Annotated in this window: 16 protein-coding genes; 4 read left to right on the top strand and 12 right to left on the bottom strand. The window is 60.8% G+C overall.

Going from position 1 to position 13,563, the window contains the following annotated elements:
- Nucleotides 1-388: 388 nt before the first annotated feature.
- From mnhG to FHT71_RS18485, 7 genes are read right to left on the bottom strand one after another with little or no spacing between them, the layout of a single operon-like run.
- Entirely contained in the window at nucleotides 389-721 is a 333-nt protein-coding gene (mnhG, locus tag FHT71_RS18515) for a monovalent cation/H(+) antiporter subunit G (RefSeq protein ID WP_183721327.1), read from the bottom strand.
- Nucleotides 718-1,095 carry a cation:proton antiporter gene (locus FHT71_RS18510; protein ID WP_007801144.1) on the bottom strand — a complete coding sequence of 126 codons (378 nt, stop codon included), beginning with the start codon at nucleotides 1,093-1,095 and terminating at the stop codon, nucleotides 718-720. The genes mnhG and FHT71_RS18510 overlap by 4 nt, the downstream gene beginning before the upstream one ends.
- Nucleotides 1,092-1,565, bottom strand: coding sequence for a Na+/H+ antiporter subunit E (locus tag FHT71_RS18505; RefSeq protein ID WP_132592090.1), 474 nt, complete (start codon nucleotides 1,563-1,565; stop codon nucleotides 1,092-1,094). Before FHT71_RS18505 ends, FHT71_RS18510 begins: the two co-directional genes overlap by 4 nt.
- The gene (locus FHT71_RS18500; RefSeq protein ID WP_132592092.1) at nucleotides 1,562-3,118 is read right to left on the bottom strand and encodes a Na+/H+ antiporter subunit D; all 1,557 of its coding nucleotides are present in this window, start codon (nucleotides 3,116-3,118) and stop codon (nucleotides 1,562-1,564) included. Before FHT71_RS18500 ends, FHT71_RS18505 begins: the two co-directional genes overlap by 4 nt.
- Nucleotides 3,119-3,496 carry a Na+/H+ antiporter subunit C gene (locus FHT71_RS18495; protein ID WP_007791881.1) on the bottom strand — a complete coding sequence of 126 codons (378 nt, stop codon included), beginning with the start codon at nucleotides 3,494-3,496 and terminating at the stop codon, nucleotides 3,119-3,121.
- Nucleotides 3,496-3,915, bottom strand: a complete 420-nt coding sequence (locus FHT71_RS18490) for a Na+/H+ antiporter subunit B (protein ID WP_007791885.1) — start codon at nucleotides 3,913-3,915, stop codon at nucleotides 3,496-3,498. The genes FHT71_RS18495 and FHT71_RS18490 overlap by 1 nt, the downstream gene beginning before the upstream one ends.
- A complete protein-coding gene (locus FHT71_RS18485) occupies nucleotides 3,912-6,290 on the bottom strand; it encodes a putative monovalent cation/H+ antiporter subunit A (RefSeq protein ID WP_183721324.1) in 2,379 nt (792 codons plus the stop codon). The genes FHT71_RS18490 and FHT71_RS18485 overlap by 4 nt, the downstream gene beginning before the upstream one ends.
- Nucleotides 6,291-6,641: 351 nt before the next feature.
- On the opposite strand from FHT71_RS18485, the gene msrB reads away from it, so the two are divergent.
- The gene (gene msrB / locus FHT71_RS18480; protein WP_183721321.1) at nucleotides 6,642-7,052 is read left to right on the top strand and encodes a peptide-methionine (R)-S-oxide reductase MsrB; all 411 of its coding nucleotides are present in this window, start codon (nucleotides 6,642-6,644) and stop codon (nucleotides 7,050-7,052) included.
- Between the two features lie 20 nt (nucleotides 7,053-7,072).
- On the opposite strand, the gene FHT71_RS18475 is transcribed toward msrB, so the two are convergent.
- The 5 genes from FHT71_RS18475 to FHT71_RS18455 form a co-directional block, all read right to left on the bottom strand.
- Nucleotides 7,073-7,573 (bottom strand): hypothetical protein, encoded by a 501-nt coding sequence (locus FHT71_RS18475; RefSeq protein ID WP_007791895.1) that lies wholly within the window; start codon nucleotides 7,571-7,573, stop codon nucleotides 7,073-7,075.
- On the bottom strand, nucleotides 7,570-8,076 hold the full coding sequence (locus FHT71_RS18470; protein WP_132592098.1) for a GNAT family N-acetyltransferase: 507 nt from the start codon (nucleotides 8,074-8,076) through the stop codon (nucleotides 7,570-7,572). Before FHT71_RS18470 ends, FHT71_RS18475 begins: the two co-directional genes overlap by 4 nt.
- 157 nt (nucleotides 8,077-8,233) lie before the next feature.
- Entirely contained in the window at nucleotides 8,234-8,902 is a 669-nt protein-coding gene (locus FHT71_RS18465; protein WP_132592100.1) for a hemolysin III family protein, read from the bottom strand.
- 185 nt (nucleotides 8,903-9,087) lie between these two features.
- Entirely contained in the window at nucleotides 9,088-9,405 is a 318-nt protein-coding gene (locus FHT71_RS18460) for a TraR/DksA family transcriptional regulator (protein WP_007791904.1), read from the bottom strand.
- A 36-nt stretch (nucleotides 9,406-9,441) separates the two neighbouring features.
- Nucleotides 9,442-9,858, bottom strand: coding sequence for a universal stress protein (locus FHT71_RS18455; RefSeq protein WP_132592102.1), 417 nt, complete (start codon nucleotides 9,856-9,858; stop codon nucleotides 9,442-9,444).
- A gap of 292 nt (nucleotides 9,859-10,150) precedes the next feature.
- On the opposite strand from FHT71_RS18455, the gene FHT71_RS18450 reads away from it, so the two are divergent.
- The 3 genes from FHT71_RS18450 (at nucleotide 10,151) to FHT71_RS18440 (ending at nucleotide 13,563) form a co-directional block, all read left to right on the top strand.
- On the top strand, nucleotides 10,151-11,011 hold the full coding sequence (locus FHT71_RS18450; RefSeq protein ID WP_132592104.1) for a VOC family protein: 861 nt from the start codon (nucleotides 10,151-10,153) through the stop codon (nucleotides 11,009-11,011).
- A gap of 73 nt (nucleotides 11,012-11,084) precedes the next feature.
- Nucleotides 11,085-12,251, top strand: a complete 1,167-nt coding sequence (locus FHT71_RS18445) for an AI-2E family transporter (RefSeq protein ID WP_183721318.1) — start codon at nucleotides 11,085-11,087, stop codon at nucleotides 12,249-12,251.
- A 19-nt stretch (nucleotides 12,252-12,270) separates the two neighbouring features.
- Nucleotides 12,271-13,563, top strand: coding sequence for an FAD-dependent oxidoreductase (locus FHT71_RS18440; RefSeq protein WP_132592108.1), 1,293 nt, complete (start codon nucleotides 12,271-12,273; stop codon nucleotides 13,561-13,563).

The following is a 13,563-nucleotide window of genomic DNA, read 5'->3' as shown; positions in this document are numbered from 1 at the left end:
ACCGTTATCGTAGAGCAACAGCAAAAAACTCAGGCTACGGCTACCTGTTTCGAAAAACTGAAATCCACCCCTAGATTCCTGAGGCCGAAACCCGTTCTTATACTGCCTGATTTCAAACTAGTACGCTATCACGCAGTCGACTTCCTCAATTAAACACTGAAATGCAAAGCCAACGAGGAAATAAGCAACGTGATTCTAATTCAATATCAGAACTCTACTTAGATCATCAAATATCACCGTTTTGCGAAAACGCCAATTATTATTTCGTATATATCTACCGAAAAATGCCTCTTCGCAAGAATTGTTCATCGTGAACCCATACACTAACCATTAAGAAATCTGCAAATGGGTGCAAAAATCAACTTAAAATACTGAATCGGAAGCGCTCTCATCTTTTGGCGAGGTCGTCGCGCACGGATTGAGAGCCGAGGCGGTATCCTGTCTGATGCGCGGCCTTGGCAAGGAGGTGCGCCGCTACCGGTGCCGTCAACAGGAAAAAGACGAAGCCAGCAACTGCGCGCGCAAAGACTGCGACCTCGCCCGATGCGATTCCGGCAGCAAAGAGCAGCATGCCCGAACCCACCGTCCCCGCCTTGGAAGCGGCGTGCATCCGCGTGTAGAGATCCGGCAACCGCACCACGCCGACAGCGGCGACGAGCGCAAACAGCGAGCCGGCCAATAAAAGGAAAGCGACGACGAGCGCTGCCGCGTAGTCCATCATTTCTTGCCCTTCCTGCCGTTCTTACCGCTGCGTTTGGCCGCCACTTTGGGCTTTTTCGAGGCACCCCCCGGTTTTTCGCTGTGCCGTTCCGCAACAGTGGCTCGTGACATCACGAAACGCGCGAAGGCGACAGTCGCCAGGAAGCCGACCAGGCCCAGCGCAATGGCAATGTCGATGTAGAGACTGAAGCCTGTTTTAACCGCCAGCACGGCAATGAAGCCGATCGCCGTGCCTGACAGCGTATCGAGCGCCAGTATCCTGTCGGGCAGCGTCGGCCCTGCGGCGACCCGCCAGCCTGCTAGAAGAAAGGCAACGCCGAGGATCACGAGAGCAACCGCGGCGGCCGTGGAAATGATGGCAAGCGGCGCGATCATCGAAATGCCTCTATGATCCGGCGCTCGAAACCGTCGGTGATATCGCGTTTGGTCGCCTCGGGATCGGCGCAATCCAGCGCGTGCACGTAAAGCGTCTTGCGGTCATCGGAAACATCGACCGACAGCGTACCCGGGGTCAGGGTGATCATGTTGGCGAGAAGGGCGATCTCGAAATCGCGGTCGACAGTCAAGGGAAAGGCGAATATGCCGGGTTGCAGCCGCATGTTGGGCGTCAGCACCGTGACGGCGACCCGCCAGGCGGAAATCGCCAATTCCTTCAGAAATAGCAGGGCGAGATGCAGGATTGCCCATGACCGGCGAAGATATCCCCTGCTGCCATAGGGTTCGCGCACAATGGACAAGCACAGGGCGCCGATCGCAAAGCCGAAGGCGAGGTTGTGCGCCGACGCGTTGCCGGTAACGGTGGCCCAGGCGACGGCGAGCAGGACGTTCAGCAGCAAGGCGATCATGGCATCCCTCCATCCGGGAAGACCGACTGCAGATAAGATGTCGGATCGATGAGGCCGGTCGCTGCCGCTTGCGCCATCTCCAGTAATTGTTCTGGGAGAATGCCGAAACCGACGACAAGAGCTGTCAGGATGAACAGCGGCAATCCCGCCTGCCAGCCAATGGAGGCTGCCGTCTGTGGTGCCGCCGCCGGCCGCCAATAGGCAAGCAGGAAGACGCGCCCGAAGACGACGGTCAGCAGGAAGCCGCCGATTAGGATCGCGGCGGCCAGCCACCAGGCGCCGACGTCGATCGATGCCCGGACCAGGATCACCTTCGGCCAGAAGCCGGAAAAGGGCGGCAATCCGCAGGCGGCGATGAGGAGAACGAAGGAGATCGCCGCAAAGCCGCTGTTCCTACGATAGAGGCCGCCGAGCCCGGCTAGCGAGAAACTGCCGGCAACGGCAGCCGCCTGTCCGGCCAGGAGATAGAGCGCCGTCATCAGCACCATGGAATGCAGGGCATAGACGATCGCGCCCGAGAGGCCACCTGGCGTGCCGAGTGCAATGCCGACCAGCATGTTGCCGATGCCCGATATCACGACGTAGCCGAGCAGTTTGCGGATATCGTCCTGCGCCAGCGCGCCGAGCGCGCCGACGATGATGGTCGCAGCCCCCGCCGCGGCGATCACCAGGCTCAATTGCTCGCGCTCGACCGGCAGTAGCATCACCATGATGCGGATCAGAGCGTAGACGCCGACCTTGGTCAGCAGACCGGCAAACAGCGCCGACACGACGATGCGCGGCGTATGATAGGAGGCCGGCAGCCAGAAATTGACGGGAAAGGCAGCCGCCTTCATGGCGAAGGCGAGCAGCACAAGGGCCGACAGGGTCATCAGCGGCGCCGTGTCGCGGACAGTTTCCACCTTGCCTGCGATATCAGCCATGTTGAGCGTACCGAAGACGGCGTAGACGATGCCGACCGAGATCAGGAACAGGGTCGTGCCGATCAGATTCAGCACCGCATATTTCATCGCTCCATCGATCTGCCCGCGCTCCGAGCCGAGGATCAGCATGCCAAAGGACGAAATGAGAAGCACCTCGAACCAGACATAGAGGTTGAAGACGTCGCCCGTCAGGAACGCCCCCGAAACGCCTGCCATTAGAAGCAGCAGGAAGGGAAAGAAACCGTATCGCCGGCCGCTTTCGGTTACGTCCTTCAGTGCATAGAGGCCGCCGGCAAGCGCCGCGATGGCTGCCGTCAAAGCCATCAGCGCGCCGAAGAGATCGACGGTGAAGGCGATGCCGAAGGGCGGAAGCCAGCGCCCCATGACCATGGTCAACGGGCCATGCGCGACCACCTTTAGCAACAGCGCGGCATCCAGCAAGACCAGAACGGCAAGGCCGGGAACGGTGACCTGCGCCTGCAGCCGCATCGAACTGCGCATCATAAGCAGCGCGGCGCCGAGCGTAATGCAGAGCGCGACAGGTGCGATGACGAGCCAGTTTGCCAGCGGCACGGGCGCCGTCACCATCGCAGCGGAAAGATCGGTGATCGTATTTGCCGGAGCCGCCATCTAGTACCCCATCGGCGGCAGTGGCGGATCGACGGGCTCGGCGACACGCATCTCGTCGGTGTTGTCGGTACCGATATCCTGATAGGCGCGATAGGTCAGCACCAGCAGGAAGGCGAAGAAGGAAAATGAGATAACAATTGCCGTCAGGATCAGCGCCTGCGGCAGCGGATTGGCGGCGCCGGCGGGGAGCGCTGCGAGATCTGACGGGATGATCGGCGGCACTTCGCGCGTCAACCGTCCGGCCGCAAACAGCAACAGGTTCACCGCGTTGCCGAGGACGGCGATGCCGAGCATAATGCGGATCGAGAACTTCGACAGCATCAGATAGACCGCGGCGGCGAAGAACAGGCCGACGAGGATCGCAAACAGCGGTTCCATCACTCGACCTCCCTTTCTTCCAGCGCCAGCGCGATCGACGTGATGGCGCCGACGACCACCAGGTAGACCCCGACATCGAAGAGCATGACGGTCGAGAGCGGCACCTCGACACCTGCTATCTCAGGATAGACCCACAGCCCGGTCATGAATGGCACGCCAAAAATGATCGACAGCAGTCCGGCGCAGCACGACATCAACAGTCCGGCGCCTGATATCGACATCGGATGGAAGACGATGGCACGACGCACAGCGCCGACGCCGCGGGCAATACCAAAGATCGCCAGCGCCGAGGCCGCAATCAGCCCGCCGATGAAACCGCCACCCGGCTCGTTGTGGCCGCGCAGCAGGACGAAGATGGAAAAGAGCAGCATCAGTGCCGTCAGCACGGGGGCGATCGTGCGGAAGATCAGCGTGTTCATGGGCGCTCGACTCCGAGATCCTCAGGTGCATCCGGATCGTTTTCCGCAAGCTTTCGCTCGGTCTGCGCGCGGATGCGAATGAGGGCGAGGATCGCAAGGCCGGTGATGGCGACGACCGCGATCTCGCCCAGCGTATCGGTACCGCGGAAATCGACGATGATGACGTTCACAACGTTGGCGCCGTGCGCGATCGTCTTCGAGTAGGCGTTGAAGAACTCCGTCAGTGCGTTGTTGAACGGCGCCTGCATAGCTTTCATCAGAAGCAGCGCGACGCCGCAGCCGCAAGCGATCGCGATGCTGCCGTCGAATATCTTCTGGCCGAGTGGCCGCCGGTCGGTCGGCGACAGTTGAAGGCGGGTCATGACCAGCGCCAGGATGACGACCGACAGGGTCTCCACCATGAACTGCGTGAAAGAAAGGTCGGGCGCACCGAAGAGCAGGAATATAATGGCGACGGAGAAGCCCTGGATGCCGAGCGAGACGATCGCCGTCAGCCGGTCGCGCGCAACGACAACGCTCAACAGGCCGAGAGCGGCGAGTAGGAAAATGGCCCATTCGTGGATCTGGACCTGCTTCGGCCAGACAGGGAGCGCCGGCATTTCGCCGTAGAGCCAGAGCGGAACGAGCAGGATCGCGGCGACGCAGAGGAAGGTGCAGGTGATGTAGAGTTCAAGCCGTCCCGGTTGGATGAGACGCGTCACACGGACTGACAACCGGATGAGACCGGCGATAAGGTAGTCGAAACCACAATCCGGTCCCGGACCAAGCTTACGCAGTACCACTGCCATGCTCAGACGCGCTTGATCTATCCGCCAATAGACAAGAATGCCGAGTACGATCGTAAGCGCAGACAGAAGCAGCGGCACGCCGACGTGCGGGATCAATGTAATCTCGATCACGCTGGATGATCCACGGATAGCGGACGCCGCCGGAGACGAGATGTAGTGGTGAGCAACTGCAGAGAACACCGCACCGATCAGGCCCAATAGCGCCAGCACGACGGGACCGGCCCATAGCAATGGTGGTGCCTCATGCGGGTGCTTGGGCGTTGCGAGGACTTGCCCGAGAAACGGCTTCAACGCCACCGCGAAGCCGACCGCGAACATCAGCGCATTGCCTGCTACTGCAACCAGTGTAAAGGCGATCGATCGTCGGTCCCCATGCGCCAGCGCGGCATAGATTTCCTCCTTGGCGAGAAAGCCAAAGAATGGTGGCAGACCGCCCATGGAAATCGCCGCGGCAAGGGCGGCAGCAAAGGTCAGCGGCATCGCCTTCCTCAGGCCGCCCAGCCGGGTGATGTCGCGCATGCCGGTCTCATGGTCGATGATGCCAGCAACCATGAACAGCGCTCCCTTAAAGAGCGAATGGGCCACGAGGTAGAGCGCCGCGGCCTCGATCGCATAGGGCGAACCGAAGCCGGTCAGCAACACGAGAAGGCCAAGCGAAGAAACGGTGGTATAGGCGAGTTGCAGCTTGAGGTCGGTCTGGCGGATCGCAAGCAGCGTACCGACGATCAACGTCACGCCACCAAAGAGCGGCAGCAAGGTCTCCCATGCCGATGTCCCGCCCATGACAGGATTGAGCCTCATCAGGAGATAGACGCCCGCCTTCACCATCGTCGCCGAGTGGAGGTAAGCAGAAACCGGCGTCGGCGCCTCCATCGCGTTCGGCAGCCAGAAATGAAACGGAAACTGCGCCGACTTGGTGAACGCGCCACCGAGAACGAGAATCAGGATCGCCAGATAATATGGATTGGCGCGCAGCAGATCGCCTGACTGCAGCAGCGTCGACAGCTGCGTGGCGTTTGTCGTGCTCCAGATCAGCAATAGGCCCGCCAACAGCAGAAGGCCGCCGCCGCCGGTGACGACGAGCGCCTGCAAGGCGGCGCGACGGGCAGCCGAGCGCTCATGATCAAATCCGATCAGCAGGAAGGACGTGATCGACGTCAGTTCCCAGAAAACGAAGAGCATCAGCAGACTGTCTGACACGACGAGGCCGAGCATCGCCCCCATGAACAGGAAGATGAACGAGAAGAAACGCCCCTGATCCAGGTGACCCTTCAGGTATCCGCCGGAATAAAGCACGATCAGCGTGCCGATCCCGGTAATCAGCAGCGCGAAAGTCAGCGAAAGACCGTCGAGCAGCCAGGCGAAGCGGAGGTCAAAGCTCGGCACCCAGGCATATCCGCCGGCAATCACCTCGCCGCCGGATATTGCCGGCAGCAGGCTGGCGAAGTGCGCAAAGGCCAGCAGCGGCGCAAGCGCCAGTAGCCAGGCGGCCTTTGCGCCAAGGGCGCGAACGAGAAAGGGAGCAACAACGGCACCGAGCAGTGGCAGACACAAGGCCGCAAATGTCAAAGCCGTGACACCGGCCATGTCCTCTCCTCTGCTCGCAACGCTGCATAAGGCCGGCGAACGCCGGAAGCATCGTCAGGTGTAAGAGAAGAGAAGCCTCGCCTCAAGCCTTCTCCGTTCGCAATCGGCGGTTGGGTGCAGGATACTCACAGGGAACGGGACACGTCTAGGCCGGCGTCCATTGAACATCGGCAACCAGGTGCTCCGTGCGTGCCGACCTTCGCCGTCCCCATAAAAATGCGATCGGCACTGCAGTTTCCGCCATCCCGGAGCTCGGTCGCCGTGACAAACATCTCTTGATCCAACCAGCTTCCCGCACCACATTGCTGTCAAAAATCAAAGCCGTACCCCCCGGCGCGAAAGGAACAGGCCATGGCCGATACGACAATCGCCAAATTTCACAAGACCGATGCGGAATGGAAGGAACAGCTGACGCCCGAGCAATACCGGATCACCCGGCAGCACGGTACCGAGCGTGCCTTCACCGGCCCCTATTGGGATTCTTTCGAGACCGGGCTCTATCGCTGCGTCGGCTGCAATTCGCCGCTATTCCGCTCGGATACGAAGTTCGATGCAGGCTGCGGCTGGCCGAGCTATTTCGAAGCGGTCTCGCCCGGCGCGGTGACCGAACACCGCGATACGACCTACGGCATGGTCCGCACGGAAATCCGCTGCGGCGCCTGCGATGCACATCTGGGCCACGTCTTTCCCGACGGCCCGCCGCCGACCGGCCTGCGCTACTGCATCAACGGCCACGCGATGGTGTTCGAGCCCGGGAACTAACGTTCCGGCGCGAAGGCCGGTTAGAAGCGTTCGACGACCGCACGGACGCTTTCATCCAGTGACAAGCGGGACGTGTCCAGTATCGCGCATTTCTTCGCCACGGCCTCGCGGCGGAGGAAGGATGCCCAGATCATCATTTCGGCGTTGGCAAGCTCTGGCTGCCGACGCTCGATCGCCAGGCGATGCGTTCGTGTTTCGTCGTCGCAATCGGCCAGCAGCGGCAAATACGCAATGCCTGCTGCGGCTGCCGCCTCCTCCAGAAATGCAAGGCGCATCTGGCCTTCGAGCAGTTGATTGCGGCCGGCGCGCTGAGCCTCTGCAAGACTCTCCAGCCATTTGAAGGTCATGGCTCGCTGCCAACCGGCCGGCGAGCCGTACTCCGCCGTCATCTGGAAGAGCGGGGGAACGCCGATATCGTCGAAATGGTGGACATCGATCTCACCCGCAAACCGGGCGGCAATCGCCTTGGCGATCGCCGTCTTGCCCGATCCCGAAGCGCCGGTGAGAACGATAAGGCTCACTTCGTAACCCTAAGCTCCATGCAGATCAGGTCGAGCCAGCGGCCGAACTTGGTGCCGACTTCCGAAAAGGTTCCGGCAACGCGGAAGCCGAGCTTTTCGTGCAGCTTGATGGAGGCTGCGTTCGCCGCCTCGATGCCGGCGATCATCACGTGGATATTGGCGTTGGCGGCGCGCGCGATCAGCGCCCGCATCAGCAACTCGCCGATGCCCGCGCAGCGGCAATCCTTGTCGACGTAGACCGAGTGTTCGACCGTGTAGCGGTAGCCATCGAAAGCCCGCCAATCGCCATAGGAGGCATAGCCTGCGACCTTGCCGTCCTTTTCCGCAACGATGACGGGGAAGCCCTTCGCCTTGCGCGCCTTGAACCATTCGATGCGGTTGTCGAGATCAACCAGCGTCTCGTTCCAGATCGCGGTCGTATGCTCGACTGCGTGATTGTAAATATCGCGGATCGCCGGGAGGTCGGCTTCGATGGCATCGCGCACGAGAACGGCGTCGGTCATATCAAGTCCAGTTTCAGTTCGGTTCTGGCAAGCGGCATACGCCCCGCATTCGGCGTTGTAAACCAAATCGAGCGAAGGAACGACGGTCCGCGCCCAGGTCGGCGCATCACGCCGCACCGGACCACAGACATTGGCTTGTCGCGCCTGGGCGCAACAATCAGAGGCCCGTGTTTGCCATGCTGAAGCAGGTGAGGACCGCCGAATAGTGAACGGCCGCCGCGGCCACGACGAAGCCGTGCCAGATGGCGTTCTGAAAGCGCAGCTTTTCCCACACGTGAAAGACGACGCCGAGAGAATAGATGAGACCGCCGACGAGGATCAGGAGCATAGATACATAGGGGATACGCTCCGCCACCGGCCCGGCTACGAGGATGCCGCTCCACCCCATTCCGAGATAGAGAAGGATGGCGAGCTTGTCGAAGCGCCCAGGAAAGGCGCATTTCAGGAAGATGCCGAGCGCTGCGATCACCCAGATTCCGATCAGCATCCCGAACAGAAGCGGACTATCGGCACCGCGCTCCAGGAAGGGGGTGTAGGTGGCGGCGATCAGGATGAAGATCGAGGAATGATCGAGACGGCGAAGGTACCACTTCGCCCGCGAAACCGGCCAGGCGTTATAGGAGAAGGAGATGCCGATCGTCAGCACCAGGCCGACACTGTAAATCCAGGCCGCGGCGAGTTCGCCGTGGGAGCTCCAGAGCGTGGCGTAAAAGATCAGGACGGTCGCGCCGATGAGCGCAAACGCCAAGCCCACGCCGTGGACGACGCCGTCGGCGATTAGCTCGTACTTGTCGTAAGCCCAGCGGATGCCGTTGAACTCTGTCATGCTGGGAACCCCTCACCTTTCCACCCGATCGTCGCACCGAAACGGTGTGCAGGCAACACAACAGAGATGGCGAACCATTAAATCTTCGTGAGCTTTGGACACCGATTTTTGCGCTTGGAGATATAAGGGCGAAAAGCAAAAGGGTAGCCGCGAAAAGCGGCCACCCTGATAGCACGACAGACAAATCAGCCCATGCAATCCTCGCAAAGGGGCGCATAAGGAACGGCCCCGAGGCGCTCCTTGGAGATCGGCTCCCCGCAGCGAACGCAGGTGCCATAGGTGCCCTTCGCGACCCGGTCGAGGGCGGCGTTGATGGCCCGCAGCTCTTCCTGGCCGGCCTGGCCGAGCCCCTCGAGCACTTCGTCGTTCTCGCTCTCGGTCGCGCGATCGTCGCTGTCCTGCTCCTTGGTGCGCCCGAGATCGACGTCGATGCGGCTCAACCGCGATTCAAGCTCGCGCTGGCGATCGCGCAGGATCTTCTCATAGGTCTGCATGTCGGTCATGGATGTTCCTCCATCGGTCCTTTGCCGTTTTTCTTCTTAGCGCTGCCTATCGACCAGCACCGAGCATTTGGCATGCCTGACGACACGGTCGGCGGTGGCGCCGATGAAGTAGTTGCTGAAGTCGGGGGTATGAGAAGCGATAATGATGAGATCCGCACCATGCGCTTCCGCGGCAGCGAGGATGCTATGGGCCGGGCGGCCGTGACCAATCTCGATCATTGCCGGAATGCCGCTGGTGCGGATCAGCATGCCGAGCCTCTCCTGGGCATCATCGATTGCATTCTGGATCAGTTCGGCGGGCAGATCGATCGCGACATAGGTGGGTACGTCCTCGACGACGTTGAGCAAGATGATCTCACCTCCCGTATCCAGGAGCGTCGATGCTTTGCGGAACGCCTTCTCGCCGCGGTCCAACGCGCCTATTTCGATCGGAACGATGATTTTCTTATACATTCAGGCCCTCCAGCGGTGCCGTTTCCAACTGCCCACATCCTCTCAGGAGATAAATAAGGCGCTTTGATCAAGATCAAGATCGGCGCAGATCGTCGTCAACGATCGTCGAACGCTGAATCGCCAAAAACTGGCCTTCTGTGAACAATCGGAATCCGCCATATAGGGATCAAGTACAGCAGCCAAGGGACCTCTGAGGCACATGGACCGGCGCAAATTCCTTGGTATCGCTACAGGCGGCGCTTTCGCCGCCACCGCCGGTTCGCCTCTCTCATCCACGGCAGGAGAAAGACGCATGACCACCGAAACATCCTACGCTCTCACCCGCCCTGCCTATGTCGACCAGTCGCATCTCGTCGTCACCGACCTGCCGCTGGTTTCCAGTTTCTACCAATCCATGCTTGGCCTGAAGGTCATCGACAAAAGCGCCAGCGGCGAAGTGCTCGGCGTCGACAGCACGCCGCTTCTGACGCTGACGACGGGCAGGAATGTCCGTATCGCGCCGCGCAATGCCGCCGGGCTGTTCCATACAGCCTTCCTGATGCCCAACCGCACCGAATTGGCCCGCTGGCTGCGCCACGCCGCACACAACAACGTTGTTCTGGACGGCGCTTCCGATCACCTCGTCAGCGAAGCCATCTATCTCTCCGATCCCGAAGGCAACGGCATCGAGATCTATGCCGACCGTCCGCATGAGCAATGGAAGTTCCATCAGGACGGCCAGGTGGAAATGGCGACGCTTCGCCTCGACCTTCAGTCGCTCTACAACAGCGCACCTCACGATGCCTGGAACGGCATGGCAGACGGCACCGCCATCGGCCATATCCACCTGCAGGTCGGCAATATTCCGGAGGCAGACACCTTCTACCGCGATGTGCTCGGCCTGAAGCTCATGGCGCAGCGTCCCGGCGCCAGCTTCTTCGCGACCGGCGACTACCATCACCACATCGCCGCCAACGTCTGGAACAGCCGCGGCGCAGGAACCCGCGCGGACGGCATGAGCGGCCTCTCGGACTACACGCTTCGCTTCAATGAGAAGGCCTCGCTCGACAGGGCCATCGCCAAGCTCGACGAACTCGAGATCAAGAGCAAAAAGCACAATGGCGGCGTATTCCTGCGCGACCCGTGGGGTATCGGCCTGACGCTCTCTGCGTGACCCTCAGGAACTTGAAGGGGTTCCTGGGCGTTTCCGTCGCGAAGCATCTGGGCTTCCAGGGGACTTTGTAACGATGGGAATTGCCAACGGCATCCGCAAGCAGGCCGGCAAGATCACAATGGGCGAGCGCCCTATCAGCGCCTGGGCTGAAAAACTGCGCCAAGACGCGGAGGAGATGCCGCAGGCGCAGACACACCGCGCCGAAAAGGACGGGCTTGATATCACCATGGCCTGGGCGGTCATCGGCATCTTTGCGGTGCTTGCTCTTTCGGCCATCTACATGATGTCGCTCATTCTCGTCCCGGTGACGCTTGCCGTCGTCGTCGGAATGATTCTCGGGCTACTGGCGGAAAAGCTCAGCAGACTCGGCGTGCCGCGCATTACCAACGCCGTCATCCTGTCGACCGGCGTCGCGCTGGTGATCATCCTCGTCGCCAATTCGCTTGCCGGACCGCTGACAACCCTTGCCAATGAGGGCCCGGCCTTCGTCGAGAAGACGTTCAACCGGTTGATGCCCTATCTCGAACGGATCCGGTGGCTGCACATCACGCCGGAGACCTTCCAGGGCGGGCCGATGTCGAGCGAAAAGCTCCTGGAAAATACCGGCAACGTGCTGCATCTCATCAGCGCCAACCTGACCCCTGCCCTCATCCAGGCGTTGATCTTCTTCGCCGCGCTGCTGCTCTTCCTTGCCGGACGTGTCAGCCTGCGCAGATCGATCATCATGGTCTTCCGGACGCGCTCACAGCGGCTTGCCGCCATCCGGGTGATCAACGGCGTCGAACAGGTCCTCGGCTTCTACTTTGCCACGGCTTCGTTGGTCTATGCGTGCCTCGGCGTCATGATGATGGTGATCGCCTATCTTGGTGGTCTTTCGGCGCCGGTGCTCTGGGGCTTCTTTGCCTTTCTTTCGAGCTTCATTCCCTATCTCGGCATTGCCTCCATGACGCTGGCCGTCGCCATCGCAGGCATCCTCACACATGACGGCCTCTTAGTCGGCCTCATGCCAGCCGCGGCATTCTTCATCGTCCACCTCGTCATGGAAAATCTGGTCTTTCCGGCGGTGATGGGGAAGCGCCTGGAAATCAATCCTTTTGTGGTGTTTCTGGCAATTCTGTTCTGGACTTGGATGTGGGGCGCAGTTGGTGCTATGCTCGCGCTACCACTATCGCTGATTGTCATGACCATCGTCGATGAACTTTTCATCGAAGAGAGACTGCAACCGCAATTGCCGAAATAATTGAGGTAAGACGCGTCAGATGGCAGAAATCGATCTTGCAGAGTCCAGCCAGAACCGGCTGAAGAGCGGCATTCCCCCTTGGAGCCGCGCCGGAACAAAACCCACCTACCAGCCACTTCAGGATAATCTCAAGGTCGACGCGATGGTCATCGGCGGTGGGATTACCGGTGCGCTGATGGGCCAACATCTCTCAGAACGCGGACTTTCCGTGGTCATCGTCGATCGCGAGACGCCCGGTCTTGGCAGCACGGTGGCGAGCACAGCCATGCTGCAGTGGGAGATCGACCGAACGCTCGGCGAACTCGAGCATTTCTACGGGTTCGAGCGCGCCGTCGGCATCTATCGGCGAAGTGCCGCCTCGGTCGCTGGTCTCTCGAAGCTAATCGTCGCTAATCGCATCGCGTGCAACCTGCTGCCGCGGCAATCGCTGTTCCTGACCAGCAATCAGGAGGGCGCGGGTGATCTTCTGAGAGAGGTCGAGCTTCGTCGCCGAGCCGGTCTGCCCAGCCGCTACCTGGAGCATTGCGATCTCTTCACCGAGTTCGAACTTGATCGCGATGCGGGCATCCTGTCCCGCGGCTCGGCGGAGGCCGATCCGCTGCTCCTGACCTGGGCTCTGCTGGACATTGCGGTGAAGCAAGGCGTGCGTCTCATCGGCGCCTCGGTCACCAAACTCCATAGCGAGGGCGGGCGCGTGAGCGCCGAGACAGACGGCTCGTTCGTTATCGAAGCAGAAACAGCGGTACTCGCCACCGGCTACGCCATGCCGGGCATCGATATGCCGAAGCTGCATCGGACGACGTCGAGCTGGGCGCTGGCAACGATGCCGCAGGATCCGGCAATGCTGTGGCGCGATCAGGTGCTGATCTGGGAAGACAGCCACCCCTATCTCTACATGCGCACGACACCGGACGGGCGGATCATCGCCGGCGGCGAGGATGACGACACCGTCGATCCCGCGATCCGCGACGCCAAGCTTGCCGAAAAGATCATGACGATCCGGGAAAAGATGAAACGGCTCTGGTCAAGGGCCGATACCCGTGTCGCGACGGCATGGTGCGGAACGTTCGGGGAGACTGCGGACGGGCTGCCGCTGATTGGTCCCGTTCCCTTGATGCCGCAGGTCTATGCCGCCTATGGCTACGGCGGCAACGGCATCACTTTCTCCTATCTCGCGACGCAGGTCATCGGCGCAATGATCGGCGGAGGATACCGCGACTGGTTTGATGATTTCGCGCTCGATCGCGACGCACCGGCATTCGTTGAGCGTCCGAGCATCAGTGAGGATCGCCGGGAGACCGCTCTCAACTAA

It is taken from the genome of Rhizobium sp. BK060, assembly GCF_014193145.1.
Lineage (GTDB): Bacteria > Pseudomonadota > Alphaproteobacteria > Rhizobiales > Rhizobiaceae > Rhizobium.
Note: the sequence above shows the minus strand (reverse complement) of the source record. Positions and strands in the feature narration are given on the sequence as shown.

Excerpts from the sequence above, each read along its gene's own strand:
- FHT71_RS18490 (WP_007791885.1), bottom strand. The coding sequence starts at position 3,915 with ATGAACACGCTGATCTTCCGCACGATCGCCCCCGTGCTGACGGCACTG.
- FHT71_RS18450 (WP_132592104.1), top strand. The coding sequence starts at position 10,151 with ATGACCACCGAAACATCCTACGCTCTCACCCGCCCTGCCTATGTCGAC.
- FHT71_RS18495 (WP_007791881.1), bottom strand. The coding sequence starts at position 3,496 with ATGGAACCGCTGTTTGCGATCCTCGTCGGCCTGTTCTTCGCCGCCGCG.
- FHT71_RS18455 (WP_132592102.1), bottom strand. The coding sequence starts at position 9,858 with ATGTATAAGAAAATCATCGTTCCGATCGAAATAGGCGCGTTGGACCGC.
- msrB (WP_183721321.1), top strand. The coding sequence starts at position 6,642 with ATGGCCGATACGACAATCGCCAAATTTCACAAGACCGATGCGGAATGG.
- FHT71_RS18505 (WP_132592090.1), bottom strand. The coding sequence starts at position 1,565 with ATGATCGCCTTGCTGCTGAACGTCCTGCTCGCCGTCGCCTGGGCCACC.
- FHT71_RS18510 (WP_007801144.1), bottom strand. The coding sequence starts at position 1,095 with ATGATCGCGCCGCTTGCCATCATTTCCACGGCCGCCGCGGTTGCTCTC.
- FHT71_RS18465 (WP_132592100.1), bottom strand. The coding sequence starts at position 8,902 with ATGACAGAGTTCAACGGCATCCGCTGGGCTTACGACAAGTACGAGCTA.
- FHT71_RS18460 (WP_007791904.1), bottom strand. The coding sequence starts at position 9,405 with ATGACCGACATGCAGACCTATGAGAAGATCCTGCGCGATCGCCAGCGC.
- FHT71_RS18445 (WP_183721318.1), top strand. The coding sequence starts at position 11,085 with ATGGGAATTGCCAACGGCATCCGCAAGCAGGCCGGCAAGATCACAATG.
- FHT71_RS18440 (WP_132592108.1), top strand. The coding sequence starts at position 12,271 with ATGGCAGAAATCGATCTTGCAGAGTCCAGCCAGAACCGGCTGAAGAGC.
- FHT71_RS18485 (WP_183721324.1), bottom strand. The coding sequence starts at position 6,290 with ATGGCCGGTGTCACGGCTTTGACATTTGCGGCCTTGTGTCTGCCACTG.
- FHT71_RS18470 (WP_132592098.1), bottom strand. The coding sequence starts at position 8,076 with ATGACCGACGCCGTTCTCGTGCGCGATGCCATCGAAGCCGACCTCCCG.
- mnhG (WP_183721327.1), bottom strand. The coding sequence starts at position 721 with ATGATGGACTACGCGGCAGCGCTCGTCGTCGCTTTCCTTTTATTGGCC.
- FHT71_RS18500 (WP_132592092.1), bottom strand. The coding sequence starts at position 3,118 with ATGGCGGCTCCGGCAAATACGATCACCGATCTTTCCGCTGCGATGGTG.